Annotated in this window: 27 protein-coding genes; 16 read left to right on the top strand and 11 right to left on the bottom strand. The window is 56.4% G+C overall.

The annotated features are described in order from the left end of the window. Nucleotides 1-339: 339 nt before the first annotated feature. From ABLO27_RS23570 to dnaQ, 5 genes are all read left to right on the top strand, one after another. Nucleotides 340-1191 (top strand): pyruvate, water dikinase regulatory protein, encoded by an 852-nt coding sequence (locus ABLO27_RS23570; RefSeq protein WP_353036322.1) that lies wholly within the window; start codon nt 340-342, stop codon nt 1189-1191. A 24-nt stretch (nt 1192-1215) separates the two neighbouring features. Then, the gene (locus ABLO27_RS23565; protein WP_353036320.1) at nt 1216-1809 is read left to right on the top strand and encodes a Maf-like protein; all 594 of its coding nucleotides are present in this window, start codon (nt 1216-1218) and stop codon (nt 1807-1809) included. Beyond that, nucleotides 1806-2654: a shikimate dehydrogenase gene (locus tag ABLO27_RS23560; protein WP_353036319.1), complete on the top strand. Its 849-nt coding sequence runs from the start codon at nt 1806-1808 to the stop codon at nt 2652-2654. The genes ABLO27_RS23565 and ABLO27_RS23560 overlap by 4 nt, the downstream gene beginning before the upstream one ends. Continuing rightward, nucleotides 2651-3244 (top strand): dephospho-CoA kinase, encoded by a 594-nt coding sequence (coaE, locus tag ABLO27_RS23555; RefSeq protein ID WP_353036317.1) that lies wholly within the window; start codon nt 2651-2653, stop codon nt 3242-3244. Before ABLO27_RS23560 ends, coaE begins: the two co-directional genes overlap by 4 nt. An 84-nt stretch (nt 3245-3328) precedes the next feature. After that, nucleotides 3329-4042 carry a DNA polymerase III subunit epsilon gene (gene dnaQ / locus ABLO27_RS23550; RefSeq protein WP_353036315.1) on the top strand — a complete coding sequence of 238 codons (714 nt, stop codon included), beginning with the start codon at nt 3329-3331 and terminating at the stop codon, nt 4040-4042. Between the two features lie 18 nt (nt 4043-4060). On the opposite strand, the gene ABLO27_RS23545 is transcribed toward dnaQ, so the two are convergent. Then, entirely contained in the window at nt 4061-4510 is a 450-nt protein-coding gene (locus tag ABLO27_RS23545) for a MarR family winged helix-turn-helix transcriptional regulator (protein ID WP_353036314.1), read from the bottom strand. A 275-nt stretch (nt 4511-4785) separates the two neighbouring features. Here ABLO27_RS23545 and ABLO27_RS23540 point away from each other — a divergent pair, with 275 nt between their 5' ends. Beyond that, the gene (locus tag ABLO27_RS23540; protein WP_353036312.1) at nt 4786-5148 is read left to right on the top strand and encodes a DOMON domain-containing protein; all 363 of its coding nucleotides are present in this window, start codon (nt 4786-4788) and stop codon (nt 5146-5148) included. Here the strand turns inward: ABLO27_RS23540 and ABLO27_RS23535 are convergent. Together ABLO27_RS23535 and ABLO27_RS23530 are read right to left on the bottom strand one after the other, a co-directional pair. Further along, nucleotides 5133-6029: an aminoglycoside phosphotransferase family protein gene (locus tag ABLO27_RS23535; protein WP_353036310.1), complete on the bottom strand. Its 897-nt coding sequence runs from the start codon at nt 6027-6029 to the stop codon at nt 5133-5135. The two genes, ABLO27_RS23540 and ABLO27_RS23535, sit on opposite strands and share 16 nt — an antisense overlap. Before the next feature lie 21 nt (nt 6030-6050). Then, nucleotides 6051-7037: a 2-hydroxyacid dehydrogenase gene (locus ABLO27_RS23530; protein WP_353036308.1), complete on the bottom strand. Its 987-nt coding sequence runs from the start codon at nt 7035-7037 to the stop codon at nt 6051-6053. A 289-nt stretch (nt 7038-7326) separates the two neighbouring features. On the opposite strand from ABLO27_RS23530, the gene ABLO27_RS23525 reads away from it, so the two are divergent. Continuing rightward, a complete protein-coding gene (locus ABLO27_RS23525; RefSeq protein WP_353037024.1) occupies nt 7327-7824 on the top strand; it encodes an SH3 domain-containing protein in 498 nt (165 codons plus the stop codon). An 80-nt stretch (nt 7825-7904) separates the two neighbouring features. Here the strand turns inward: ABLO27_RS23525 and fabI are convergent, their stop codons facing one another. The 3 genes from fabI to fabA all read right to left on the bottom strand — a co-directional run bounded on the left by fabI (nt 7905) and on the right by fabA (nt 10594). Next, the gene (gene fabI / locus ABLO27_RS23520) at nt 7905-8711 is read right to left on the bottom strand and encodes an enoyl-ACP reductase FabI (RefSeq protein ID WP_353036307.1); all 807 of its coding nucleotides are present in this window, start codon (nt 8709-8711) and stop codon (nt 7905-7907) included. Between the two features lie 10 nt (nt 8712-8721). Next, nucleotides 8722-9945 carry a beta-ketoacyl-ACP synthase I gene (fabB, locus tag ABLO27_RS23515; protein WP_353036305.1) on the bottom strand — a complete coding sequence of 408 codons (1224 nt, stop codon included), beginning with the start codon at nt 9943-9945 and terminating at the stop codon, nt 8722-8724. 142 nt (nt 9946-10087) lie between these two features. After that, nucleotides 10088-10594 (bottom strand): 3-hydroxyacyl-[acyl-carrier-protein] dehydratase FabA, encoded by a 507-nt coding sequence (fabA, locus tag ABLO27_RS23510; protein ID WP_352949897.1) that lies wholly within the window; start codon nt 10592-10594, stop codon nt 10088-10090. Between the two features lie 336 nt (nt 10595-10930). On the opposite strand from fabA, the gene irrA reads away from it, so the two are divergent. Beyond that, nucleotides 10931-11362 (top strand): iron response transcriptional regulator IrrA, encoded by a 432-nt coding sequence (gene irrA, locus ABLO27_RS23505; protein ID WP_353036303.1) that lies wholly within the window; start codon nt 10931-10933, stop codon nt 11360-11362. Between the two features lie 16 nt (nt 11363-11378). On the opposite strand, the gene ABLO27_RS23500 is transcribed toward irrA, so the two are convergent. Both ABLO27_RS23500 and nth read right to left on the bottom strand, forming a co-directional pair. Beyond that, nucleotides 11379-11927, bottom strand: coding sequence for a GNAT family N-acetyltransferase (locus ABLO27_RS23500; RefSeq protein WP_353036302.1), 549 nt, complete (start codon nt 11925-11927; stop codon nt 11379-11381). Further along, nucleotides 11924-12739, bottom strand: a complete 816-nt coding sequence (gene nth / locus ABLO27_RS23495; RefSeq protein ID WP_353036300.1) for an endonuclease III — start codon at nt 12737-12739, stop codon at nt 11924-11926. The genes ABLO27_RS23500 and nth overlap by 4 nt, the downstream gene beginning before the upstream one ends. A 22-nt stretch (nt 12740-12761) precedes the next feature. Here nth and ABLO27_RS23490 point away from each other — a divergent pair, with 22 nt between their 5' ends. Continuing rightward, a complete protein-coding gene (locus tag ABLO27_RS23490; protein ID WP_353036298.1) occupies nt 12762-13295 on the top strand; it encodes a DUF2244 domain-containing protein in 534 nt (177 codons plus the stop codon). A gap of 6 nt (nt 13296-13301) precedes the next feature. On the opposite strand, the gene ABLO27_RS23485 is transcribed toward ABLO27_RS23490, so the two are convergent. Further along, a complete protein-coding gene (locus tag ABLO27_RS23485; RefSeq protein ID WP_353036296.1) occupies nt 13302-14447 on the bottom strand; it encodes an MFS transporter in 1146 nt (381 codons plus the stop codon). A gap of 350 nt (nt 14448-14797) precedes the next feature. Between ABLO27_RS23485 and ABLO27_RS23480 the strand changes: the two genes are divergently transcribed. Further along, nucleotides 14798-15433 carry a DUF2799 domain-containing protein gene (locus ABLO27_RS23480; protein WP_353036294.1) on the top strand — a complete coding sequence of 212 codons (636 nt, stop codon included), beginning with the start codon at nt 14798-14800 and terminating at the stop codon, nt 15431-15433. A 28-nt stretch (nt 15434-15461) separates the two neighbouring features. On the opposite strand, the gene mutS is transcribed toward ABLO27_RS23480, so the two are convergent. Further along, nucleotides 15462-18194, bottom strand: a complete 2733-nt coding sequence (gene mutS / locus ABLO27_RS23475) for a DNA mismatch repair protein MutS (protein ID WP_353036292.1) — start codon at nt 18192-18194, stop codon at nt 15462-15464. Between the two features lie 133 nt (nt 18195-18327). Between mutS and ABLO27_RS23470 the strand changes: the two genes are divergently transcribed. From ABLO27_RS23470 to trpB, 3 genes are all read left to right on the top strand, one after another. Beyond that, nucleotides 18328-20610, top strand: coding sequence for an NADP-dependent malic enzyme (locus ABLO27_RS23470; protein ID WP_353036290.1), 2283 nt, complete (start codon nt 18328-18330; stop codon nt 20608-20610). Between the two features lie 199 nt (nt 20611-20809). Further along, nucleotides 20810-21466 carry a phosphoribosylanthranilate isomerase gene (locus ABLO27_RS23465; protein ID WP_353036288.1) on the top strand — a complete coding sequence of 219 codons (657 nt, stop codon included), beginning with the start codon at nt 20810-20812 and terminating at the stop codon, nt 21464-21466. A 20-nt stretch (nt 21467-21486) separates the two neighbouring features. Beyond that, nucleotides 21487-22692, top strand: coding sequence for a tryptophan synthase subunit beta (gene trpB / locus ABLO27_RS23460; RefSeq protein WP_353037023.1), 1206 nt, complete (start codon nt 21487-21489; stop codon nt 22690-22692). A gap of 57 nt (nt 22693-22749) precedes the next feature. On the opposite strand, the gene ABLO27_RS23455 is transcribed toward trpB, so the two are convergent. Then, nucleotides 22750-22971, bottom strand: coding sequence for a hypothetical protein (locus ABLO27_RS23455; protein ID WP_353036287.1), 222 nt, complete (start codon nt 22969-22971; stop codon nt 22750-22752). 262 nt (nt 22972-23233) lie between these two features. On the opposite strand from ABLO27_RS23455, the gene ABLO27_RS23450 reads away from it, so the two are divergent. The 3 genes from ABLO27_RS23450 to accD all read left to right on the top strand — a co-directional run bounded on the left by ABLO27_RS23450 (nt 23234) and on the right by accD (nt 25459). Continuing rightward, nucleotides 23234-23404 carry a hypothetical protein gene (locus ABLO27_RS23450; RefSeq protein WP_353036285.1) on the top strand — a complete coding sequence of 57 codons (171 nt, stop codon included), beginning with the start codon at nt 23234-23236 and terminating at the stop codon, nt 23402-23404. 153 nt (nt 23405-23557) lie between these two features. Then, nucleotides 23558-24391 carry a tryptophan synthase subunit alpha gene (trpA, locus tag ABLO27_RS23445; RefSeq protein WP_353036283.1) on the top strand — a complete coding sequence of 278 codons (834 nt, stop codon included), beginning with the start codon at nt 23558-23560 and terminating at the stop codon, nt 24389-24391. A gap of 108 nt (nt 24392-24499) precedes the next feature. Continuing rightward, a complete protein-coding gene (gene accD / locus ABLO27_RS23440; protein WP_353036281.1) occupies nt 24500-25459 on the top strand; it encodes an acetyl-CoA carboxylase, carboxyltransferase subunit beta in 960 nt (319 codons plus the stop codon). Nucleotides 25460-25557: the final 98 nt, after the last annotated feature.

Here is a 25557-nt window from a genome sequence, read left to right as displayed (position 1 = left end):
TTTTCTATCCACAATGCGTCAGCTCAATTTTCTCGCCGGGAAAAAACATGGCGTTTGTTCAGCTGAATCGCTCCCCAGGAGTCAATAACGTAATTAGTTTTTTTATTACAGTCACTTGTGACCGCGTTTACCTTTCGTTAAGAAATTGGGCATTGGTGGACAATCTGTCGATATGTCACAGCTCATTTGTGAATCCACATCTGCCCACAACCGTTTCGGAGTCAGTTTCCGCTCCTTTAAGCATTGTTAATAAATCCTGCCAAGCGTGCATAAACTTCGTGGTAAGGACGGTGACCGGGACAAGACTCCCAATTCGTCAACAGGTCTGGGGATGACAACGTGAACAAGTCGAGACACTACTTTCATCTGCATCTGGTGTCCGACTCCACCGGTGAAACACTGATGACCGTGGCGCGTGCGGCGACGGTTCAATATGACAATGTCCAGGAAATCGAGCACGTCTATCCGCTCGTACGGTCGCCGAAGCAGCTGGACCGGGTGATCAGTGAAATCGAGAAAGCTCCGGGAATTGTTCTTTATACGCTGGTCGATGATGAAATCGCCAAGCGCCTTGAACACAAGTGCCGGGAGCTCGGTGTGCCGTTCGTCAACATTCTCGATCCGGTATTTGCTGTGTTCCAGTCCTATCTGAACGTGACACAGACCCATCGCATCGGCGGGCAGCACGAGCTCGACGCGGAATATTTCCGCCGCATGGAAGCACTCAACTACACGATGATGCACGACGATGGTCAGATCTGGGACGACCTGGAATCCGCTGACATCGTCCTGATCGGTATTTCCAGAACTTCGAAGACCCCGACCTGTATCTATCTGGCCAACAGGGGGATCAAGGCGGCGAATGTTCCGCTCGTGCCGGGAATTGCTCTGCCCGAACACGTCAAGAGTTTGAAAAATCCCATGATCGTCGGGTTGATTGCTTCGGTGGAACGCATTCAGCAGATCCGGCGGAACAGGGTACTGTCGCTGAATTCCGAGGGCTATAACGATACATATATCGACCGGAAGGAAATTTCGCAGGAAATCAACATGACCCGGCGGCTTTGTTCTGAATTTGGCTGGCCGCTGATTGATGTTACCCGTCGTTCCGTTGAAGAAACGGCCGCGGAAATCCTGACCCTTTTCAAGGATTACAAGGTCGAGCATGAAGACATTTCCGAGTCAGAATGACCGGACAACACGTGAGAGGAAGACATGGCACTTGTTCTGGCGAGCGGCAGCAAGATCCGCGCAGAGTTGATGCAAAATGCCGGATTGTCGATTGATGTCGATCCGGCTGATGTCGATGAACGGGCTGTGGAAGCGCCGCTTCTGGAAGCCGAATTTCCGCCTGAAGACCTTGCAAGCGTTCTCGCGGAAGCCAAGGCGAATGATGTCAGCGGCCGCAGGTCCGGTGATCTCGTGGTCGGTGCAGATCAGATCCTGGCCTTCGAAGGTGAACGGCGCACCAAACCGGAGAACATGGAAGCGGCCCGCCGCCAGTTGCTCGCTTTTTCCGGAAAGACCCACGAACTGCACTCGGCTGTCGTGATTTCCCAAAACGGTGCAGCCATCTGGCGCCACGTTTCAACAGCCCGATTGACGATGCGCGATCTGTCGCCGCCCTTCATCGGTCACTACCTGGCTGCTGCCGGCGACGCGGTGTTGTCAAGCGTCGGTGCGTATCAGCTGGAAGGGCTTGGCGTGCAGTTGTTTGAAAAGATTGAGGGTGATTACTTCACCATTCTCGGATTGCCGATGTTGCCGCTTCTTGAGCAATTGCGAAGCCTCAAGGTGATCGAAACATGAGTGACACCTTTAGAAAGGCAGCGATTACCGGTCATCCGGTTGTTCATTCCCGTTCCCCCCTGGTTCACGGCTATTGGCTGAAAAAGCACGGCATTGAAGGTGAATACGGCCGGGTGGATGTTGCGCCGGACGATGCAGACCGATTTTACCGGGACTTTGCGGCCTCTGGTCTTGTGGGAGCGAACGTGACCGTGCCTCACAAGGAAACCGCCGCGGCGGCGTGTGACCGGCTGGACGATGCTGCCAGAACCATGGGCGCGGCAAATACGCTCTGGATTGATGAAAGCGGGAAACTGAACGGAGCCAATACCGATGGCCTGGGATTCCTGGGCAATCTCGACCAGCTCGCTCCTGGTTGGGACACCAACGCAGGAACAGCGCTTGTTCTCGGTGCAGGAGGTGCCGCGCGGGCGATCGTCTGGGCGTTGCTGTCCAGAAATTACACAGCTGTGCATATCGTGAACCGAACTCGGGAAAAGGCACAAAAAATTGTCGATGAATTTGGTTCCAAAACGTTTGCCCATTCCTGGGAAAAGTTGGGGAGACTGCTTGGAGAAGCAGATCTTCTGGTGAACACCACCTCCCTCGGTATGACAGGCAAACCGCCGCTTGAAATCGACCTTGCAGACCTTCCTAAAGCAGCTCTTGTGACTGACATTGTCTATGCTCCGCTGGAGACGGATCTGCTCAAACAGGCTGCAGCTCGAGGTAACCGCACCGTCGATGGCCTTGGAATGTTGCTGCATCAGGCTGTTCCGGGTTTCGAGCGCTGGTTCGGCGTTCGTCCTGAGGTGGATGATGACCTGCGTGCGCTGATCTTGCGTGATCTTGGGGTGTCGGCGTGATCCGGGTTGGCTTGACCGGATCCATCGGCATGGGCAAGTCGACGACAGCTAAAATGTTCGCTGAGCGCGGCGTGCCGGTTCATGATGCTGACGCGACGGTCCATGCACTTTATGAAGGACGAGCCGCACCGCTGATCGAGGCGGAGTTTCCCGGTACGGCGGCGGATGGCAAGGTCGACAGGACTTTGCTGTCGAAGCATGTGCTGGGAAAGCCGGAGGCAATGAAGCGCCTGGAAGCGATTGTGCACCCTCTCGTACATGAGGAAGAACGGAAGTTCCTTGAGAATGCGCAGAAGAACGGTCATGAAGTCGTTCTTCTTGATATTCCTCTCCTCTTCGAAACCAATGCCGATGGCCGGGTTGATGTGACTGTTGTCGTGACAGCGGATGCGGAGATCCAGAAACAGCGCGTTCTGGAGCGGCCGGGCATGAGTGAAGAGCGGTTTTTGTCTATCCTTGGAAAACAGATGCCGGATGCGGAAAAACGGCGCCGGGCCGATCATCTGATCGACACAGGTCAGGGAATGACAGCAGCGCAACGCCGTGTGGACGAAATACTGGCAATTCTAGCAGGTCAGGCGAAAACCTGACTTGAAGACCGGGGAAAACCGATGGTCAGGCTTGTTTCGGGAAGGTCAAACTGCACAGTGAAGGCAGAGGCAAAAGGCTAAAGAATGCGCGAAATCTCATTCGATACGGAAACCACGGGTCTTAATCCGCGCGGCGGCGATCGTCTGGTGGAAATCGGCGGCGTGGAACTGATCAACCACATTCCCACCGGTAACGTCTACCATGTCTACATCAACCCGCAGCGGGACATGCCGGAAGAGGCGTTCCGGGTTCATGGACTGTCGGAAGAGTTCTTGTCCGACAAGCCGCTGTTCGAGCAGGTTGCCGATGAATTTCTGGAATTTGTCGGCGACGCGACCTTGGTCATTCACAACGCCGCTTTCGATATGGGGTTCATCAACCATGAGCTGGAAAAGGTAGGCCGCAGAACAATACCCAACAGTCAGGTGATCGATACGCTCGAAATTGCCCGCCGCAAGCGCCCGACCGGACCGAACTCGCTCGATGCGCTGTGTTCGCGCTATGGCATCGACAACTCCAAGCGTGTGAAACACGGCGCGCTGCTCGATGCGGAGATCCTGGCGGAAGTTTATCTGGAGCTGATCGGCGGCCGGCAGAAGGCGCTCGGCCTGATGCCGGAAGAGGAAGATACGTCTTCCAGCAGCGCTTCCGCTGAACCGGGAGAATTGGGAACGTTCAACGCCAAACAGCGCCCGACGCCACTCTCCCGGCCTGTGACCGATGCGGAATACGACGCCCACAAGGCCTTTATCGAAGGCATGGGTGAAAATGCACTATGGGGAAAGTACGGCAACTGACAGTTCAGTCGCCACTGCCTATCGTTGCGACTCCAGATCAATAATGATCTTCAAGCTGGTTCTCAGATTGTTCAAGGCATCGCGGCCCAAAGCATCAGCATAGAAGTTTTCAATTTGGAATTTCACCTCTGCGGCGTCCCGTACTGCTTGCCAACCATCTTCTGTTAGCAACACTCGCTTTTTACGCTTATCGTCCGGATCGTTTTCCCGCGTGACAATCCCGTCCTTTTCCAGCTCGTCCAGGTGTTGCTGGATCGCCTGCTTGGTCATGCCGGAAAGCCTTGTCAGGGCATTTTGACGGATGCCATCGCTTGGCAAGTGCTGCAGAAGAGCACCTCGCGCTTCGCCGTACCAGTCATGACCTTTTGCGACCATTTCCCGCGTGAAGCGGGTCTTCCAGGCAGCCGCGGCTTGCCATAGGTTCCAGCCTATGTGGTCCGGATTCTGGTCACCTGAATTGTTCATCATTGCCTCAATATTTTCGTCAAGTAACTTGACCAAATTCTCTCTCGATCTATATAGTCAAGCTACTTGACTAACTTGAAAGAGGCAAACTGATGTCTCAAAAAGGCAAGATTTCCAGGCGGATGCTGTCTGCCGGCATTCCGGGGTCATTGATCATGTTTCCTTTTCTGCAAACAGGCGGTGTCGCTTCTGCGGGATCGGATACAGAAGCAGGCCACTTCAGCGCAGATGGAGTCACTTTCGAGTGGCGGTTCCATCAAAGAAGGTTTCATGGGCGAATGTCCGCGCCGACGAAAGGTTGGCTGGCAGCTGGTTTCAACAGCAATATTGCCTTGAAAGACACGTATTTTGTCATGACGCGCATTGTGGATGGCACCGTGGAAACGCAGGAAAGAATTGCAACGTCCACTGGTCATGAGGGGATCGACAAACTCGGTTATTCACGAGTGCTTGAGCTTGTGAGAGGACAAGAAGAACCTTCAAGAACCGTTGTGACTTTTGTTCTGCCTTTGAAGCTGCCAGGTCCGCGAAGTCTCGATCTGACAAAAGGTGAGCAAGTTTTTCTCATGCTGGCCTGGTCGCACGAGAAGGACTTTGCTCATCACTCGGCATGGCGTCGGCATTTTCAGATAACGCTTTGATCCAACAACCAGCGCGTCGTCTCAAAGTGCCGTTCCGAATAATCGCTGCTAAACGCCCAGGCCATGGTTTGTCCTATGGTCCAGAGCCTTGCGCGCTCCCGGTCAAGAGAGAGTTCGTCCGACAGGCGATCCAGTCTGTAAAGGGCAGCCTGCTTGCTGTGTCCGAACTCGAAACTTCGAACGATCGGGCTGAGCGCGAAGGCCGGATCACCAACGAGCGGCTTCGGATCGATCGCCAGCCAAGGCTCTCGTGCGGAGGACAAGACGTTGTGCCCGTGGAGGTCTTGGTGAAGAAGAACCTGGGCCGTACTGTCAAAAGGCAGTTCCTTCAGTGCTGCCACTGCGACGTCCACCAACCGCTTTTCGCAAGGTTTTCCGGCCTTGGTCCAGTCCGCTACCAGCGTGCCGTGCCAGATGCCTGCTTCTTCCTTCAGTGACAGAAACGGTTCATCGGCAGGCACAAGCAGATTTCGGAGAAGTCCTGCAAGAACCCCGAGTTTGTCGGCTGTTGGATCATCGGCGAGATAGTGGCCGGGCTGGCATTTTTCCAGCAGCAAAGCACCGATATCAGGCTCATGATCCAGAAGCCGGATTGCTCCCTGCCCTTTCCAATGACGCAAGGCGTCAGCTTCAAAACGGGATTCACGGTCGGTGAACTGAAGTTTCAGGACGACGTCCTGCCCCCGGCGCTTCGCGGGCAGCACATAGGAAACATAACCTCCGGAAAATGGTCGCTCTATCGTCTCCAGACCAAACCGGTCTCGCGCTGCTTCCACAAGGTGGGGCAAAGAGTCCAGCCAGGACCTCCCGGTTTCTTGTTGCCTGAGCCACTGGAGCTTGTCAGGTATCTGAAACGGGGAGCCTGGCTGCGTTATTTTCAAGAGAGGTTCCGTGGCTTGAGGTCACAGCATGGACGGCAAGACGCGATCCGGCGGACGGTGTCCATCCATGAAAGTCTTGATGTTGATGATCACCTTCTCGCCCATCTCGATGCGGCCCTCGAGGGTCGCCGAACCCATATGCGGAAGAAGCACAACGTTTTCCAGTTTGACGAGTTTCGGATTAACGGCCGGCTCATGCTCGAACACGTCGAGACCTGCACCGGCAAGATCTCCGGATTCCAGCATGCGGATCAGAGCATTCTCATCGATCACCTCGCCGCGGGCCGTGTTGACCACGTAAGCGTCCTTTTTCAGGAGCTTAAGGCGTCGCGCTGACAGAAGATGGAACGTTGCCGGAGTATGTGGACAATGCACGGATACCACGTCCATGCGCGCCAGCATCTGGTCCAGGCTCTCCCAGTAGGTCGCTTCCAGTTCCTCTTCGACCTCTTCAGGCACCCGGCGACGGTTGTGATAGTGGATCGACATGCCGAAGGCCTTGGCTCTGCGCGCGACAGCCTGCCCGATGCGGCCCATGCCGATAATTCCGAGCCGTTTGCCCCAGATCCGGTGACCAAGCATCCAGGTCGGAGACCATCCCGCCCAGTTTCCGTCCTCAAGCGCTCTGATGCCTGTGGCAAGACGCCGCGGCACCGAAAGCATCAGCGCCATGGTCATGTCGGCGGTATCTTCGGTCAGAACACCTGGTGTGTTGGTGACGTTGATACCGCGGTTGTTGGCGGTGACCACATCGATATTGTCGACACCGTTCCCGAAGTTGGCGATCAGCTTGAGATTTTCACCGGCCTGGGAAAGTACGGATGAATCGATCCTGTCCGTAACGGTGGGCACCAGAACATCGGCAGTTCTGACAGCTTCCACCAGTTCTGCTTGGCTAAAGGGCCTGTCATTTTCATTAAGACGCGTTTCAAAAAGTTCACGCATCCGGGTTTCAACAACATCCGGAAGCTTCCGGGTCACAACAACGACAGGCTTCTTTTTCGCCATATCAACTGCCTTTCGCGCTTCGTTGAGACTTTATTAACCTCAACGGATTCACCTTTACGCTGCGCGTTGCGCCAGCGAAAGAGACCACACCCTTTTCCTTACCAGATGGTTCGGCAGAAACAAGGGATCGGTTTCATTCGCAGTGCATTGCCAACCAGCAAGTTGGGCCCTGCTGGTTTTCGCGTGGAATTTTCGGTACAGGTTTGCCCCAACTTAACGATCAATAACAATTGGACTACCGGACAATATGGCTCGTTCGATTCCAGGTACCCGTCTCGCACTCGCGGCAATGGCAGTTGTCTTCGCGCTCTACGGGGCTCATCTTCCCGCCTCAGCGCAAGGAACGTCAACGGGTGCAACCGGGCTTCCCGTTCCGCGATTTGTCAGCTTGAAATCAGACCGCGTAAACGTTCGTCTTGGCCCTTCGCGGGAGCATGGGGTCGCCTGGACTTTCGTGCAGTCGGGGCTTCCCGTAGAGATCATTCAGGAATTTGAAAACTGGCGCCACATCCGCGATTGGGAAGGCAAGCAGGGTTGGGTTTTCCACTCGTTGCTGTCCGGTCGCCGTACCGCTCTGGTCACCCCTTGGGAAAAGAACGATCGCACGCCGTTACGGGCCAGGTCGCGGTCTGATGCAGATATCGTCGCCGAGCTCGAACCTTTCGTCCTGACATCGGTAACCGAATGTGCCGGCGGCTGGTGCCGGGTGAACGGCACGAACTATGATGGCTGGCTGGACCAGACGCGATTGTTCGGAGTTTATCCGGACGAGCTGATTGAAGACTGATCCGGTCCAATCGGGCAAAAATTAAAGGGCGGCACTTCGGCCGCCCTTTTTGTTCGAGTTGGAAACCGTTCGGACGAACCTTAGTCGGTTTCCTGAGCCTTCAGCTCATCCAGGCGCGGCATGGACATGATGTTGTAGCCGCTGTCAACGAAATGCACTTCGCCGGTTACTCCGCCGGAAAGCTCCGACAGCAGGTAAAGGCCGGTGCCGCCGATCTCGTCGAGAGATACCGTCCGGCAGAGCGGTGAATTGCGCTTCTGGAAATTGAACATCAACCGGGCATCGGAAACGCCGGAGCCAGCCAGTGTGCGTACCGGACCTGCAGAGATCGCGTTTACGCGGATATTCTGCTCGCCGTAATCCACCGCCAGATAGCGCACGGATGATTCCAGCGCCGCCTTGGCAACACCCATGACATTGTAGTTCGGCATCACCTTCGTGGAACCGCCATAGGTCAGCGTCACCAGAGACCCGCCATTTGGCATGATCTCAGCCGCCCGCTTGGCGATTTCAGTGAAGGAGAAGCACGAAATCATCATCGTGCGCGTGAAATTTTCGCGAGTGGTGTCGGCATATTTGCCGCGTAGCTCCGACTTGTCGGAAAACGCAATCGCATGAACCAGGAAGTCGATGCTGCCCCAGGTTTCCTTCAGTGTGTTGAAAACGGAATCAACCGAGTCGATATCTTCAACATCACATGGCAGCAGGATATCGGAACCAACAGATTCGGCCAGCGGCTTTGTGCGTCGGCCGAAAGCTTCGCCCTGATAGGTAAACGCGAGTTCCGCGCCATGATCTGCCAGGGTCTTTGCAATGCCCCAGGCAATGGAGTGATCGTTGGCAACGCCCATGATCAGGCCGCGTTTGCCCTTCATCAATTCAGACATTTAAAACTCCTCAGCCGTGGTAACGCGACAGGGCCAGCGAAGCGTTTGTGCCGCCGAAACCGAAGCTGTTGGAAAGAACGGTGTCAAGGCCTGCGTTGTCGACGCGCTCGGTGACGATTTCGTCTTTGCTCAGAGCCGGATCGAGCTCAGTGATATTGGCAGACGCAGTCATGAAATCGTTCTGCAGCATGAGCAGGCAGTAGATGGCTTCCTGCACACCCGTCGCGCCAAGGCTGTGGCCGGTCAGAGATTTTGTGGAAGAGGCCGGCGGCTGGTTGTCGCCGAAGACGCGGCGAATGGCTTCGATTTCGCCAATATCGCCAACCGGCGTCGAAGTGCCGTGCGTGTTGATGTAATCAACCTTGCGATCGCCGAGGGTCTCGATGGCAAGACGCATGCAGCGCTCGCCGCCTTCACCGGACGGGGCCACCATGTCATAGCCGTCGGAGTTTGCGGCATAACCGGTCACTTCGGCGTAGATCTTCGCACCGCGTGCCTTGGCATGTTCCAGCTCTTCCAGAACAACAACGCCGCCACCGCCGGCAATGACAAAGCCGTCACGGGTGGCATCATAAGCACGGGAAGCAGTTGCCGGGGTGTCGTTGTACTTGGAAGACATGGCGCCCATGGCGTCGAAGAGGCAGGACAGGGTCCAGTCGAGTTCCTCGCCGCCGCCGGCAAACATGATGTCCTGCTTGCCGAACTGGATTTGCTCAGTCGCAGCACCGATGCAGTGTGCGGAGGTGGAGCAGGCAGAGGTGATCGAGTAGTTGATGCCCTTGATCTTGAACGGTGTCGCCAGGCAGGCAGAGTTGGTCGAGCTCATGCCGCGGGTCACCATGAACGGGCCCATGCGCTTCGGCGAACCCTTTTCCAGAACGATCTGGTGTGCCTGGAACAGGTTCTTGGTCGACGGACCGCCGGATCCCATGATCAGGCCGGTGCGGGTGTTGGAAACTTCGTTCTCTTCCAGACCGCTGTCGGCAATCGCCTGCTGCATGGAAATGTAGTTGTAGGCCGCGCCGTCACCCATGAAGCGAAGCTGACGCTTGTCAATCAGGGACGGGATATCGACATCCGGCATCCCTTGAACCTGGCTTCGGAAGCCGTGCTCGGCATAGTCAGGAGCAAAACTGATACCGGATTTTCCTTCGCGCAGGCTTGCCAGAACTTCCTGAGCGTTCGATCCGATGGATGACACGATTCCGATACCGGTGACGACAACGCGTCTCATTGCGGTCTCCCTACTTTCTCTTTTTGGCGCGGCATGGCTACTGGATCAGATCACGAGCCTGCATGGCACTTACATAATGCGCAAACCGGCGCCCCCAAGTAAAAAGAAACGCCGGTCCAATTCGATGATGTCTTGGTTGACCTTAGGTTTGAGCCAGGCCTACACGCAAATCGGTTGCCTTGTAGATCTGCTCACCGTCTGCCTTAAGCCAGCCGTCGGCAATTCCCAGAACCAGGCGGCCCTTCATGATCCGCTTGAAGTCGACGCCGTATTCGACCTTCTTGACGTCCGGCGTGACCATGCCCTTGAACTTGATTTCACCGGTTGAAAGCGCCATGCCCTTGCCCGGCAGGCCAAGCCAGCCAAGATAGAAACCGGTCAGCTGCCACATGGCGTCGAGACCAAGACATCCCGGCATCACAGGGTTGCCCTGGAAATGACACGGGAAGAACCACAGATCCGGCTTAATGTCGAACTCGGCACGGGCAAAGCCCTTGTCGTATTCGCCACCGGTTTCGGAAATTTCCGTGATCCGGTCAAACATAAGCATCGGAGGAAGCGGCAACTGGGCGTTGCCAGGGCCAAACAACTCGCCGCGGCCGCAGGCGAGTAGAGCTTCATAGTCGTAGCTTGAGCGGCGCTCGGTCATTCAAGATCCGTTTTCTTGTATCCTGCCCTGTACATCCAAGGGGGGACGGGTTGTTTTTGGTTCGTTTGTGGCGCCTTCCTAACACAGGGGAACCATGACTGAAAGATGTCACTTGCGCCAACTTGCGGGCTTTTCTGGCTATTTTCGAAGAATTGAGGGCAATCAATGCAGAAAATGTGCAGCCGGGCATTTTCGTTTCATTAGCGAAAAACTTGCATCTTGGGTGCAAGAAATGGCAGATATAGGTGACTGTCTGTTGAAGCAAGAACTTGTTCGTTAGGAGCGAAATCAAATTTTCCTATACGTAACAAGGCATTAGACGTGGATTAGATCGGAATGACGACGCGCATGGTATTGGATACTGCCGGTAAAGATGTGACCGACATGCTGCGGACGGCTGGCTTACGGCCGACGCGCCAACGTGTGTCGCTGGCGGAAATCCTTTATTCCAAGGGCGATCGACACGTTTCTGCTGAACTTCTTCACGAAGAGGCGGTTGACGCGGATGTTCCGGTTTCACTGGCAACCGTTTACAACACCTTGCACCAGTTCACCGAAGCAGGTTTGTTGCGCGAAGTCGCCATTGAGGGCAACAAGACCTATTTCGACACCAACGTCTCCGACCACCATCACTTCTTCATCGAAGGCGAAAACCGGGTGATCGACATTCCCGGAGAAGGTGTCGGCATCGGCAAGCTGCCCACCGCTCCGGAAGGTATGGAAGTGGTGCGTGTTGATGTGGTCGTTCGGGTGCGCGAGAAGCGCTGAACCTGTCCGGCGTTAGCTAGGCAAGCCCCGCTTCGACATATCTCAGTTTCCATAGATAATAGTCGGCTGTCGCGCCGATTTCGGTCAGGTGGCGCTGTCCGTCTGACTCAAACCCGATCTTCTTCAGAAGATTTGCCGAGCGGGCGTTGTCCGGATGGGTGATCGCACACAATGTGCGTAGCTTGAGCTCTTTCTGGACGAATTCCAGAACCGCCAGACCAGCCTCCTTGCCCAGTCCCAGCCCCCTGAAGTCTTCAAGAAAGGCAAAGCCGAGATCGGGATACTCAAGCTCCTTGCGAACCACGAGCCCGCACACACCGACGGGTTGGTTGGTTTCCTTCAGTTCGACCAGCCACAAACCGACCCCATGAGCGGCAAAGCGTGCAAGCGACTTGTTCTTGATATAGAGAGCAGCATCTTCATGGGAGCCGATGCCGTGATCGGCGATGAAACGATGGTAATCCGGTTCGTTCATCAGCTTGAGATAAAAGCCGGCATCGTTGCTGGATGGCAAACGAAAGCGGAGCCGCTCACTTGCCGGAAAGGGGCCGAGAGGAAAACTCAAGCGGAAATATCCTTTTCGATTAAAGCTTTGGTGCGCAATGCGATGTCCGGAACTGCATCGAACTTTTCCTTCTCCGGACTTTTGCAAAGATCATAAATCACACAGCGTTTGCATTCGGGTTTGCGCGCTTTGCAAATGTAGCGGCCATGCAGGATCAGCCAATGATGGGCATGAAGTGAAAATTCGGGCGGAACGGCCTTTTCCATTGCCTTTTCGACATCGAGCGGTGTCTTTCCGGGCGCGATGCCGATCCGGTTCCCAAGCCGAAACAAATGCGTGTCGACGGCAATTGTCGGATGTCCGAAGAAGATGTTGAGTACGACGTTAGCGGTTTTCCGGCCAACGCCCGGAAGTTCTTCCAGCGCTTCCCGGTTCTCCGGGACTTCACCGCCATGATCGCGAATGAGTTGTTCGGACAGGAGGATGACGTTCTTGGCCTTGTTCTTGTAAAGACCGATTGTCCGGATTTCTTCACGCACCTTGTCCTCACCGAGCGCAACCATCTTTTGCGGTGTGTCGGCAATCTGGAAGAGGTGTTTCGTTGCCCGGTTCACGCCAACATCTGTTGCCTGGGCGGACAGGACGACGGCGACCAGCAGCGTGAAGGCGTTCACATAATCCAGCTCCCCCTCAGGCTCCGGATTGTCCGCGTGGAACCTCTGAAAGATCGCATAGGTCTCGGCCTTGCTGTAGCGGGAACGCTTCAGGACCTTGCCGGGATTGTCTACGGAAGGCGCTTTCTTGCGGGCCTGCTTGGATTTGGCGGACCGCTTCGAAGTCTTGCTTGTTACCGGGCTCTTTGCTTGGGTCATGTTCCCTCTATAATCATTCCCTATGAACCAGAACAATCCGAAACCCGATAATTTTGACAATTTCACCGGGGGCGAGAAGCCGTTTTTCACGGCTGTTCTCACGCCTTACCGGTCTTTGGGTCCCAAGGGTTTCATGATTCTGATGCTGTGTTTCGCCGCCGTCAGCTTCTTTGCCGGTCTCCTGTTCTGGCGCATCGGAGCCTGGCCTGTCTTCGGCTTCTTTGGTCTGGACATCGCCCTGCTCTGGTTCGCCTTCCGCATGAATTATCGTTCGGCAAAGGCGTATGAAGAGGTTGCTATCTCTCGAAATGAAATCGTGATCCGCAAGGTCGGTCCGGGAAAGCGTCATTTGGAATACCGCTTCAATCCGGTTTGGGTTCGCCTTGAGATCGAGCGCCTGGAAGACGAAGGCGTTGTCAGGATTTCTCTGACAAGCCGGGGCGAGACGGTCGACCTCGGGAATTTTCTCAATCCGGACGACCGGACCAGCTTTGCCGGCGCGATTGCAAATGCCCTGTCGGTCGCAAAGGCAGGTGGGGGAAATACCGTTTCCTGAAAATCTTTAGACCTGTTCTTCCAGAACACGCGGCTGGACCTTGAGTGTTGCAAGAAGAACCAGCATTGCCACGATCGATGCACAGGCTGCGACGTAGAGCACGGTCCTGAAATCCGTGGCGCTGGCGATGATGCCCATGGATACGCTGCCGATCATCCCACCCAGGAACAGGCTGTTCATGTAAACGGCGGTCGCCCGTCCAGGCCGATCGGGTGCAAAGCTCTGCACAAAGCTGATCGAAACGCCAGCGAACAAACCATAATAAGTTCCCTCAAGCACCGAAATGGCAAAGACCTGCCAAAGCTCGGTTACGTGAGCAAACAGAACCATGCTCGTGGCCGCAAGTACGGCAGAAAGAACCAGTACCTGCCGGATCCCGATCCGTTCCGCCAGTTTCACCGACCAGAAGATTATGAACACCTCAATCAGGCATTTGACCGACAGAGAAAGTCCAGGAGTGGATCCGGGCAGCCCGGTCTCCTGAACGAAGAACAGCGGCATGGCTGACACGAACAGGGTGTTGGTAATGATAAATCCGAGACAGGTGAATCCGGCGATCAGAAGACCCCAGTTGATAGGTTCGCGATCCTTCGTTGCGGTTTCCTTGCGATTGGACCTGAACTCATGCGGCACAACGGTCCAGGCAAGGATCAGAAACAAAACGCCAACAGTGAAAGTGCAGAAGAATGTGACGGAAAAGCCAAACTGTGAAACCAGTGAGAAGGACGCCGCCGGTCCAATCATCCAGGCAAGGGATACCATCATGCGAAGCCAGGAATTGATCCTGGCAACGTCCAGGTCATTGCGTTCGGCATAGAGCCGGCCATAGGTGAAAATCGTACCGGATCCCATATTGGCAAGTCCCATCAGCGGAGCAACCATCAGGACCAGCATCAACAGGCTGCTGACCTGGGTCAGCAGGGCGGTCAGCGTGATGAACGCGAAAATCGAGATCAGCAGCAGCCGTTTCACTGGGAAACCATGATCCAGCCTCTCGCCCGCCCAGCGGTTGGCAAGCAGCGTGAGCGGCATGACCAGACCGGTGTAAAGACCCACCTGCCAGGGTTCCGAGCCAAGGCCCTCGACGATGAAAAAACTCATCAAGGGAATGAGAGAAGAGGCACCAAGGCTCTTGGTGAACTGCAACAGCATTATCAGCAACACCGGTCGAGGGAGTTGCAGCAGGGAAAGCATGGAATGGAACCTGATGGACGGCGAAAGAATATGGGAGCCGGATGTTAAAGCGGAACGCCGGTTCTGTCACTCCCAAAGGATTGTTCTTCCGATTTTCGCAACCTGAAGACCGCCCGGTTGGCGAACAATCCAGCGGTTCCAACAGACTTTTCCAATCCTGAAGACAACTTGAGCAAGTTGCTCATCTCCCGTTCAGGTTTACGGCGATAAAACGCCTCATCTCTTTGATTCTCAATTCGAAATACGAGTGGTTACGACCAATTCTTCCCATGGTCGCGTTCGATTTCGCGTGGACAGGTTTGCTGAAAATGAAGTCTTTTGCTGGAATTGCCGTCATTGCTCTGGGTCTTGCTGGCCTTGGTGGTTGCGCCGCGGTCACGAAGGAACAATGTGTTGCCGGTGACTGGAGTGAACTTGGCAAGGCTCATGCTTCTGTTGGCAAGCCCGCCAGCCACCTGGATGAAGTAGTCAAAAGCTGCGGCAAACACGGCATCACGCCAAACACCGAGGCATACATGTCCGGTTGGAACCGCGGTCTCCAGAATTATTGCACACCCTTGAACGGCTTCACGCTCGGCAAGCAGAACAAGCAGAAATCCCCGATTTGTCCACCTCGGATGGGAGCCGGGTTCAATCAGGCATACCAGCTCGGCCATGTGATCTGGAGCGCAAGAAACCGGGTTGAGCGTGCGGAGACGGAAGTGCGCTCACATGAAATGCGGGTTGATGAACTGGAGGAAAGTCTTTCAGGGCTGAACTGCAAGGACAAAAAGAAAGACGAGCCCAAGGAATGCCGGAAGGAACGCAAGAAGCTTCGCCAGCGGCTCGACGATGCGGAATTCGATCTGAGTTCGGCGCGCTACGACCTTGATGACCTGCGCACCGAAGCAGAGTTCATATCTGCCCGCACCAATGCAGAAGCTGCCCGGCTCTTCGCCTGGTGAGACGCTCTAAAGCAGTTCGCGAAATGCCCTAACTATTGTCGTCTTCATTCGCCCTGAGCGTTTTCAGCCGGTAAAGGGCCTCAAGGGCTTCACGAGGCGTCATGTCATCCGGATCGAACGCTTCCAGCGCTTCCAGCACCGGGTTCGGTTTGACCGGATCTGCGGCAGCGCTGGGCGGCGGCGTTGTCAGGCTGGCAAACAAAGGCAACTCGTCGATCAAGGTCTCGGAAGGTGAATTCCGGTCCTGCTCTTCCAGTTGGCTCAACACCTGCTTGGAACGTTCGACCACCATTGCCGGGAGACCGGCAAGTTTGGCAACTTGAATGCCATAGGACCGGTCCGCGGCCCCCGGCACGATCTCGTGCAGGAAGATGACATCGCCTTTCCACTCTTTCACTGAAACCGTGGCGTTCGAGAGCCGTCCCAGCTTGGAGGAAAGTGCCGTCAGTTCGTGATAGTGGGTCGCAAACAGGGCTCGGGATCTGTTGACCTCGTGCAGGTGTTCAATTGTTGCCCAGGCAATCGACAAACCGTCGAAAGTCGCCGTTCCACGGCCGATTTCATCCAGAATGACCAGGGACCGGTCACCTGCCTGATTGAGAATTGCGGCTGTTTCCACCATTTCGACCATGAAGGTGGACCGGCCGCGTGCCAGATCGTCTGCCGCGCCGACACGGGAAAACAGACGGTCGACGATGCCGATATGTGCCTCTGCCGCCGGTACGAAGGCTCCCATCTGTGCCAGTACCGCGATCAGTGCGTTCTGACGCAGGAAGGTCGACTTACCAGCCATGTTCGGACCGGTGATCAGCCAGATGTGACCGATTTCTTCGGAATTGTCCGGACCTAGATTGGCATCATTGGCAACAAAGCTGTCACCACCGGATTTTTTCAGGGCCAGTTCAACGACGGGATGACGGCCCCCTTTGATGTCGAAAGCACGCGTGTCGTCGACAATTGGCCGTGAGTAGTTCTCTTCCTGGGCGAGTTTGGCAAGCGCTGCCGACACATCGAGGATACCAAGGCCCTGAGCGGCGGACTTGATGGCTTCACCAGCTTCGATGATCGCCTGGCCCAGGCGGTCGAAGATTTCCAGCTCGATCGCAAGAGACCGTTCACCGGCGCTCGCGATCTTGGATTCAAGATCGGCCAGCTCGGTCGTGGTGAAGCGCATCGCACCGGCCATCGTCTGGCGGTGAATGAAGCGTGCCGGATCGGCGGTCAGTTTTTCCGTCTGCGCGGTCGGCGCTTCGATGAACCAGCCAAGCACATTGTTGTGCTTGATTTTCAGCGACCGCAGGCCAAGCTCTTCGGAGTAATCGGCCTGAAGTTTGGCGATGACTTTACGGCTTTCATCGCGCAGAGAACGCAGTTCATCCAGATCGGAGTTGTAGCCGGTGGCGACAAAACCACCATCCCGCTTCAAAAGCGGAGGCTCTTCCTTGATTGCGGCGACCAGTTCAGCGCCCAGCTCGTGCGGGGCCTGTTCCAGGCTGGCTCGGGCGGCAGCGATTTCACCCGGAATTTCCCCTGCACCATTGGCGGTCTGGTCCAGAACGGCCCTTGAGGCGGCAAGACCCTGTGCAATTGAAAGAATGTCACGCGGACCGCCGCGGTTCAGCGCGATCCGCGATAGCGCGCGCGCCATGTCCGGGGCGCCTTTCAGCGTTTGTCGCAGGCCTTCTCGCATGATCTCGTTATCGAGGAAGAATGCCACCGCGTCGTGGCGCCGATGAATGGCATCCACATTGACAAGCGGCCCGGCCAACCGGCTGGCCAGCAATCGTGACCCGCTGCCGGTGACCGTCCGGTCGATGGTCGCCAGCAACGATCCCTGCTTCTCACCCGAAAGCGTCCTGGAAAGTTCCAGGTTTGCGCGCGTTGCCGGGTCAATCAGCATACGCCCGGCACCAGCCTCGCGAACCGGCGGGTCCAGCGGCGGCCGTTCGCCGAGCTGGGTCTTTTCGATATAGGAAAGTATGCCCGCCGCAGCAGAAAGCTCCGCTCGGCTGAAGGTACCGAAGCCGTCCAGCGTTTTGACGCCAAAATAGTGAGCCAGCCGGTCTGTGGCCGTTGAACTGTCGAAGAAAGCCCGGGGAACGGGAGACAGTGCCCCGCCGGATTGCTCGGCAATCTGCCGCAGATCGCTTTCCTGAAGCAGATTGTCTGCCAGGATCAGCTCGCGTGGCGATACCTGTGCCAGGTCGGCGGCCAGTCGCTGGTGATCGGTTTCCGACACCTGGAAGGAACCGGTCGACATATCAATCCAGGAAAGGCCATAGACCGCATCGCCGGTAAGCGAACCGCCCTTCAACCGTGTCAGAGCCATCAGATAATTGTTGGCTCCCGCGTCCAGCAGGCGTTCTTCGGTCAGCGTGCCAGGCGTGACCAGGCGTACCACGTCGCGCCGAACCACGGATTTGGAACCGCGCTTCTTCGCTTCCGCCGGGTCTTCGGTCTGTTCACACACCGATACCCGGTGCCCGAGAGCAATCAGCTTCTGCAGATAATCATCGGCGGCATGCACCGGGACACCGCACATCGGGATATCGGCACCTTGATGCTTGCCCCGCTTGGTCAGCGTGATGCCGAGGGATCTGGAGGCCACTTCGGCGTCATCGAAAAACAGTTCGTAGAAGTCGCCCATTCGGTAAAACAGCAGGCTGTCCGGGTTGGCGGTCTTGATCTCGATGTACTGAGCCATCATCGGCGTGACCTTGGTCTCCGCCGGGGCTGCCTTTTGCGCGCTTTGTCCACTCATGCCCGATACGTACCAAACCTGCCGGGGCATTCCACAAAAGGGTTATGTCATCTTGGCTTGAGGCTTCATTTTCCAGGGGATAAGGTCGGTCTTCCGCTCTTAGTGAGCGTGATCAAGAGGAAACGCCCCAATCATGTCCGCCGACAACACTTCGTCCAAAACCAATGTCAGCTTTACCGATCAGGAAGCCCTGCAGTTTCACCAGAGCGGGCGGCCCGGAAAGCTTGAGATCACGCCCACCAAGCCGATGGCAACACAGCGCGACCTGTCGCTGGCCTATTCGCCCGGTGTGGCGGTGCCGGTCAGGGCGATTGCGGAGGATCCGAGCCGTGCCTATGACTACACCACCAAGGGCAACCTTGTTGCCGTGATTTCCAACGGCTCCGCCATTTTGGGGCTGGGAAATCTTGGCGCCCTGGCCTCCAAACCGGTGATGGAAGGCAAGTCCGTTCTTTTCAAGCGTTTCGCCGATGTCGACTCCATCGATCTGGAAGTCGATACCGGAGATGTCGAGGAATTCATCAACTCGGTCCGTTATCTGGGGCCATCTTTCGGCGGCATCAACCTGGAAGACATCAAGGCGCCTGACTGCTTCATCATCGAGCAGCGTCTGCGCGAGTTGATGGATATTCCCGTTTTTCACGACGATCAGCACGGCACGGCCATCATTGCGGCCGCGGGCCTGATCAACGCCTTGCATCTCACCGGCCGGGACATGAAGGACACCAAGGTTGTCTGTAACGGCGCAGGCGCCGCCGGCATTGCCTGCATCGAACTGGTCAAGGCAATGGGCATCCCCCATGAAAACGTGACCCTGTGCGACACCAAGGGTGTGATCTACAAGGGCCGCGAAGAGGGCATGAACCAGTGGAAGTCCGCCCACGCGATCGAAACGGACAATCGCTCGCTTTACGATGCCTTGAAAGGCGCGGACGTCTTTTTCGGCGTATCGGTAAAAGGCGCGCTGACCCCCGACATGCTCCGTGTCATGGCGCCAAACCCGGTCATCTTCGCCATGGCCAACCCGGATCCGGAAATCACGCCGGAAGAAGCCGCAGCTGTGCGCGACGATGCCATTGTCGCGACCGGCCGGTCGGATTATCCCAACCAGGTGAACAATGTCCTTGGCTTTCCCTATATCTTCCGCGGAGCCCTCGACGTTCAGGCAACCACGATCAACGACGACATGAAAGTGGCGTGTGCCCGGGCCCTGGCCGAACTTGCTCGTGAGGAAGTGCCGGACGAAGTGGCTGCCGCCTATCGGGGCAACCGGCCGAAATTCGGTCCGAAATACATTATTCCGGTGCCGTTCGACCCACGCCTGATCCATGCCATTCCGCCTGCGGTTGCCCAGGCGGCGATGGATTCTGGTGTCGCACAACGCCCGATTGTCGATATGGAAGCCTACCGGCACCAGCTTTCGGCGCGTCGTGATCCGGTGGCCGGCACGTTGCAGCGCATTTTCACCAAGGTTCGCCAGCAGCCGAAACGCGTCGTCTTCGCAGAAGGCGAGGAAGAGCCGGTCATCCGCGCGGCCACCAGCTTTGTGTCGCAGGGCCTTGGAGAGGCGATCCTGATTGGCCGCGAAGACGAGATCAAGTCGATGGCCGACCAGGCCGGCATCGATATCAACCGGCCGGGGCTTTCCATTCAGAATGCCCGGCTTTCCGACCGCAACACCGATTACGCGCAGTATCTCTACGGCCGCCTGCAACGCCGGGGCTATCTGCTGCGTGACTGTCAGCGCATGGTCAACAATGATCGTAACTATTGGGGCGCAATCATGGTGGCACGCGGGGATGCCGATGCCATGGTGACCGGTCTGACCCGGAATTATTCCGTTGCGCTCGATACGGTCAAAGCGACCATCGACCCGAAACCCGGCCACCGGGTGATCGGTGTGTCACTGGCTCTTGCCCGTGGGCGCACCGTGTTGATTGCCGATACGGCTGTGATCGACATGCCGACATCCGAAGAGCTTGCCGACATTGCGGAAGAAGCGGCTCATGTCGCACGCAAACTCGGCTACGAGCCGCGAGTTGCCATGCTGGCTTACTCCACCTTTGGTCACCCAAAGGGCGAACGTTCTGAAAAGGTCCAGGAAGCGGTGAAAATCCTCGACCGGCGCCGGGTTGATTTTGAATATGACGGTGAGATGGCCGCGGACGTCGCGCTCGACATGGGCAGGATGTCTGCGTATCCGTTCTGCCGCCTGTCCGGTCCGGCCAACGTTCTGGTCATGCCGGCATTCCACTCCGCATCCATCTCGACAAAGATGCTGCAGGAACTGGGCGGCGCCACGGTTATCGGTCCGCTTCTGGTCGGTTTCGACAAACCGATCCAGATCGTCCCCCTCGGCGCCAAGGACAGTGACATCGTCAACATGGCAGCAATCGCGGCATTCAATGTGACGTAAGGACTGGCGCCGGGAAACCAGCTCCTGTGACCCTCCGTTCCCGGCTCGCTCTACGCGCGGCCGGGATGACCAGTTGCACGTGACTTTTCGTGATTTCCCGTTTCCACGCGGTGAAGACAAGGAGTGTTTGGCCAGGGAAAAGGTGAATTCACCCTTTCCTCTTTGACAAACCTTTTCCCAGCGGCGATACCTCGAAACCATGTCTGAGATAAAAGTCAAAATCTGTGGTCTGTCGACCGAGGAAACCATGGAAGCCGCGCTGGATGCCGGGGCGGACATGATCGGTCTGATGTTCTTTCCGAAGAGCCCGCGTCACGTTTCCCTCAGTCAGGCCTGCAAGTTGGCAGACATGGCTCGCGGCAAAGCCGAGATCGTTGCGGTGACGGTGAACATGGACCTGGACGGACTGTCGCGGATCAAGGAGCTCGTTGCGCCCGATACGTTCCAGCTTCATGGCAGTGAACCGCCAGAAGCCTGCGCGGCGACCAAGGTGATGCAGGGCACGCAGATCATGAAAGCGGTCTCGGTGTCAGCAAAGGAAGACTTGGAAAAGGCGCAATACTACGCTGCTGTTGCCGACAGGATCCTGTTCGACGCCAAACCGCCGAAGGATTCCGAGCTGCCGGGTGGCAATGGCGTTGCCTATGACTGGACGCTTTTGAAAGATCTTGACCTTGCAAAGCCCTTCATGCTTTCGGGAGGGTTGAATCCAGACAATGTCGTTGAGGCCATTCGGCTGAGCGGCACGAAGGAAGTGGACGTTTCGTCCGGCGTCGAACGTGAAAAGGGCGTCAAGGACAGCGATCTCATACGCGCTTTCATGGCGGCGGCCAAAAGCGCCGGAAATTCGGGTTAAGGAGTAAACGCGTGAACGATATGGCGAACAGCATCCGGACCGGTCCGGACGATCGCGGTCATTTCGGTATCTTCGGTGGCCGCTACGTCGCCGAAACCCTGATGCCGCTGATCCTTGACCTGGAGCAGCACTACAAGGACGCCAAGCACGATCCGGAGTTTCATGCCGAGGTCGAAAATCTGAACAAGCACTATACTGGCCGTCCTTCACCGCTCTATTTCGCTGAACGGCTGACCGAAGAGCTTGGCGGAGCAAAAATCTATTTCAAGCGGGACGAACTGAACCACACCGGATCTCACAAGATCAACAACTGCCTTGGTCAGATCCTGCTGGCCAAGCGTATGGGCAAGACGCGGATCATCGCCGAAACCGGTGCCGGTCAGCATGGTGTGGCGACGGCGACCGTATGTGCGCGCTTCGGCCTGCCGTGTGTGGTCTATATGGGTGCGACTGATGTGGAGCGTCAGAAGCCGAACGTTTTCCGCATGAAGTTGCTGGGTGCCGAAATCGTTCCGGTAACTGCCGGAGCCGGCACGCTGAAAGACGCCATGAACGAAGCTCTGCGTGACTGGGTAACCAACGTAGACAACACATATTACCTGATCGGGACAGCCGCCGGTCCGCATCCGTATCCGGAGCTGGTTCGTGATTTCCAGTCCGTGATCGGCAAGGAACTGCGAGAGCAGATGATGGAAGCCGAGGGACGCCTGCCGGATGCTCTTGTAGCAGCTGTCGGCGGCGGATCCAACGCCATTGGCCTCTTCCATCCGTTCCTCGACGACAACGATGTCAAGATTTATGGGGTCGAAGCTGGGGGCCGCGGTCTGGAAGGTGAAGAACACTGTGCGTCCCTGACAGCGGGCAAGCCGGGCGTTCTGCACGGTAACCGGACATATCTTCTTCAGGATGACGACGGTCAGATCCTCGAAGGACATTCCATTTCCGCTGGCCTCGATTATCCCGGCATCGGTCCGGAGCATTCCTGGTTGAAGGAAATCGGGCGTGTTGAATATGTGCCGGTGATGGACAACGAGGCCCTCGATGCGTTCCAGATGCTGACGCGCGTCGAAGGCATCATTCCGGCGCTGGAACCGTCCCATGCCCTGGCACATGTGGTCAAACTGGCGCCGCAGATGGACAAGGATCAGATCATCGTCATGAACCTGTGTGGCCGCGGCGACAAGGACGTGTTCACGGTTGGACAGATGCTCGGATTTGATCTCTAAGCCGGAATTACAGGTTCTCAGTTGAAAACAGCCGTGCGCCCATCGGGCGCGCGGCTTTTATTTTTTGATCGGGTCGGCCGTCAGTGCGGCCAGAAGATAGTGTTGCCGTCCGCGGGCATCCAGTTCATCTGCATGCGTTGACCCGACGATGTTCGTCTGTCCGGGACACGGCTTTTCCCGCAGTTCTTTTGCAGGCAGGCCAAGATTGAAGTCTCTCACGCGCCGCCACAGCTTTTCACCAAGCGGGATTGGGGCCGGTTCAAACAGGGAATGGGCCAATTTCAGCTCCTTTTTGTCTGTCTCTGATCTGTAGAAGCATTTAAGCGCACTTTGTGCACTTTTGCAGCTGCAAATTTTGCAAGCCTGCTTAGACAGCTATGCATTGCGCCTTTCAGTCAGCTGGAAAACTGGAGAGTTATTCGTCACGTGAATTGCTGCATTGCAAACATGTCGGTTGTGACAGGGCTGTCTCCGACTAAATTCGGATCGCAAGACAAACGTGCATGACACGTGGTCTTCCGAGACACGAAAGGAACCGAAAATGGCTTTCGATCTTCTGACAGGTTTTGTGCGCGACGTTCGTGCAGCCCGCCGTACAGCAAACGAGATTGAACGCTTGAACCGTATGAATGACGGCGAACTGGCTCAGCTTGGCCTGGTGCGCACTGAAATTTCCGGTCACGCGTTCAGGAAACACTTCAACCAGCGTTGAAGACCCGGCTGGAGCCGGAAACAGGCTCTCTTGGCCTTGCTTCTTCTTTGATTGTCGCGTTCTTTGATTGACATAGGCTTGCCCGCTCCCCTACACCGCATTGAGTCCAATTAGAAAAGCAGGGCCGCGGATAGGCGGCAGGGGTAGAGCTGTATGACGGAAACGCGTATCGACCGCCGTTTTAAAGCCTGTGCGGAAGCAGGGCGGCCAGCACTGGTTACGTTTGTCACCGCAGGTGATCCGGATCTGCAGACCTCCCAGGCCGTTCTGAACGCACTGCCCGCTGCGGGCGCTGATGTGATCGAGCTTGGCATGCCGTTTTCGGATCCGATGGCGGAAGGCATTCCGATCCAGCTTGGCAATCAGCGCGCGCTGGCAGCCGGTCACACCATGGACAAGACCCTGGACATGGTGCGTGAGTTCCGCAAGCAGGACCAGGACACGCCGATCATCCTGATGGGCTATTACAATCCGATCTATGTTCGCGAACCACGCAAATTCGTACAGATCGCCAAGGATGCCGGCGTCGACGGTTTCATCATTGTCGATATACCTGCTGAAGCGGATGATGAATTGTGCATTCCGGCACTCGAAGCCGGCTTGAATTTCATTCGTCTTGCAACCCCCACGACGGATGACAAGCGCCTTCCCGCCGTTCTGGCCAACACTTCCGGTTTCGTCTATTACGTCTCCGTGACAGGTATCACCGGTGCCAATATTGCGGATACGGGCAGGGTTGCGACGGCCGTGAACCGCATCAAGGGGCACACCGATTTGCCTGTAGCGGTTGGATTTGGCGTCAAGACAGCGGATCAGGCGGCTGAAATCGGCAAGGACGCGGACGGCGTTGTCGTTGGTTCGGTTCTGGTCAATGCCATTCGTGACAGCCTTGATGAAGCCGGAAAAGCAACCGACAAGACCGTTCAGGCGGTTGCCGATGTGGTGGCGGATCTGGCTGCCGGATGTGCACGGGCGCGTTCGGCCTGAATTGGCGCAGCCGGGTGTTGCTCCCGGCACGGACAAATTGAATTGAATGAATTCCGGCGGACCCCATATCTCCGCTGATTGATAACTCGAGTAACGGACGCGTTTGTCGTGAACTGGATCAACTCTATCGTACGCCCCAAGATCCGCGATCTTTGGAAAAAGCGCGAAGTTCCGGAAAATCTTTGGATCAAGTGTCCGGAAACCGGTGAAATGGTGTTTCACCGGGATCTGGAGGCCAATCTCTGGGTCATTCCCAATTCCGGTCACCACATGCGTATACCGGCGCGCAAGCGCCTCGAGGCGTTCTTCGACAATGCCGAGTACAAGGACGTCGAAACACCGGAAGTGCAGGCTGATCCACACAAGTTCCGCGATTCCAAGCGTTATACCGATCGCCTGAAGGAAGCGCGTTCCAAGTCCGGTGAAAATGAAGCCATTCTGGTTGGCCAGGGCAAGGTCAACGGAATGGAAATCACGGCGGCTGTCCAGAATTTCGACTTCATCGCCGGTTCGCTCGGCATGGCTGCCGGTGAAGCGATCCTGGCCGGCATGTTGAAAGCGGTCGAGGACAAGACCCCCTTTGTCATCTTTGCCGCTTCGGGCGGTGCCCGCATGCAGGAAGGCATCCTGTCGCTGATGCAGATGCCACGCACCACCGTTGGTGTGCAGATGCTTCGCGAAGCCGGTCTTCCCTATATCGTTGTTCTCACCAACCCGACCACCGGCGGTGTGTCCGCGTCATACGCTATGCTGGGCGATGTGCACATTGCCGAACCGGGCGCGCAGATCGGATTTGCGGGACGCCGGGTCATCGAGCAGACGGTTCGTGAAAAACTGCCGGACGATTTCCAGACCGCCGAATACCTTCTCGATCACGGGATGATCGACATGGTGGTTCCGCGTCCACAGATGAAAGAGACAATTTCCCGGATCTGCGGCATCCTGATGAAACGCGAAGTCGAGCTGCCGAAGCTCGAAGCGCCGAAGGAAGCGGAAGCAGTTGCTACCGAAGTCGAGGCTGAAAAGCCTGCCGAGGAAACGGCGAAAGAAGCTGAAGCTGCAAGTTAAGAGCGCAGCGGCAGTCAAATTGTCGCAAATCCGGTATAACCGGACGATTCAAGGCCGTCTGCACGACATGCGGGCGGCTATATCTTAGGTCACGCTGA

Origin of the sequence: Roseibium sp. SCP15 (assembly GCF_040329435.1) — a bacterium.
Classification (GTDB): domain Bacteria; phylum Pseudomonadota; class Alphaproteobacteria; order Rhizobiales; family Stappiaceae; genus Roseibium.
This window is presented reverse-complemented; position numbering and strand designations above follow the sequence as displayed.

Excerpts from the sequence above, each read along its gene's own strand:
- ABLO27_RS23565 (WP_353036320.1), top strand. The coding sequence starts at position 1,216 with ATGGCACTTGTTCTGGCGAGCGGCAGCAAGATCCGCGCAGAGTTGATG.
- ABLO27_RS23560 (WP_353036319.1), top strand. The coding sequence starts at position 1,806 with ATGAGTGACACCTTTAGAAAGGCAGCGATTACCGGTCATCCGGTTGTT.
- dnaQ (WP_353036315.1), top strand. The coding sequence starts at position 3,329 with ATGCGCGAAATCTCATTCGATACGGAAACCACGGGTCTTAATCCGCGC.
- ABLO27_RS23545 (WP_353036314.1), bottom strand. The coding sequence starts at position 4,510 with ATGATGAACAATTCAGGTGACCAGAATCCGGACCACATAGGCTGGAAC.
- ABLO27_RS23540 (WP_353036312.1), top strand. The coding sequence starts at position 4,786 with ATGTCCGCGCCGACGAAAGGTTGGCTGGCAGCTGGTTTCAACAGCAAT.
- ABLO27_RS23530 (WP_353036308.1), bottom strand. The coding sequence starts at position 7,037 with ATGGCGAAAAAGAAGCCTGTCGTTGTTGTGACCCGGAAGCTTCCGGAT.
- ABLO27_RS23525 (WP_353037024.1), top strand. The coding sequence starts at position 7,327 with ATGGCAGTTGTCTTCGCGCTCTACGGGGCTCATCTTCCCGCCTCAGCG.
- fabI (WP_353036307.1), bottom strand. The coding sequence starts at position 8,711 with ATGTCTGAATTGATGAAGGGCAAACGCGGCCTGATCATGGGCGTTGCC.
- fabB (WP_353036305.1), bottom strand. The coding sequence starts at position 9,945 with ATGAGACGCGTTGTCGTCACCGGTATCGGAATCGTGTCATCCATCGGA.
- fabA (WP_352949897.1), bottom strand. The coding sequence starts at position 10,594 with ATGACCGAGCGCCGCTCAAGCTACGACTATGAAGCTCTACTCGCCTGC.
- irrA (WP_353036303.1), top strand. The coding sequence starts at position 10,931 with ATGACGACGCGCATGGTATTGGATACTGCCGGTAAAGATGTGACCGAC.
- nth (WP_353036300.1), bottom strand. The coding sequence starts at position 12,739 with ATGACCCAAGCAAAGAGCCCGGTAACAAGCAAGACTTCGAAGCGGTCC.
- ABLO27_RS23490 (WP_353036298.1), top strand. The coding sequence starts at position 12,762 with ATGAACCAGAACAATCCGAAACCCGATAATTTTGACAATTTCACCGGG.
- ABLO27_RS23485 (WP_353036296.1), bottom strand. The coding sequence starts at position 14,447 with ATGCTGTTGCAGTTCACCAAGAGCCTTGGTGCCTCTTCTCTCATTCCC.
- ABLO27_RS23480 (WP_353036294.1), top strand. The coding sequence starts at position 14,798 with ATGAAGTCTTTTGCTGGAATTGCCGTCATTGCTCTGGGTCTTGCTGGC.
- mutS (WP_353036292.1), bottom strand. The coding sequence starts at position 18,194 with ATGAGTGGACAAAGCGCGCAAAAGGCAGCCCCGGCGGAGACCAAGGTC.
- ABLO27_RS23470 (WP_353036290.1), top strand. The coding sequence starts at position 18,328 with ATGTCCGCCGACAACACTTCGTCCAAAACCAATGTCAGCTTTACCGAT.
- ABLO27_RS23465 (WP_353036288.1), top strand. The coding sequence starts at position 20,810 with ATGTCTGAGATAAAAGTCAAAATCTGTGGTCTGTCGACCGAGGAAACC.
- trpB (WP_353037023.1), top strand. The coding sequence starts at position 21,487 with ATGGCGAACAGCATCCGGACCGGTCCGGACGATCGCGGTCATTTCGGT.
- ABLO27_RS23450 (WP_353036285.1), top strand. The coding sequence starts at position 23,234 with ATGGCTTTCGATCTTCTGACAGGTTTTGTGCGCGACGTTCGTGCAGCC.
- trpA (WP_353036283.1), top strand. The coding sequence starts at position 23,558 with ATGACGGAAACGCGTATCGACCGCCGTTTTAAAGCCTGTGCGGAAGCA.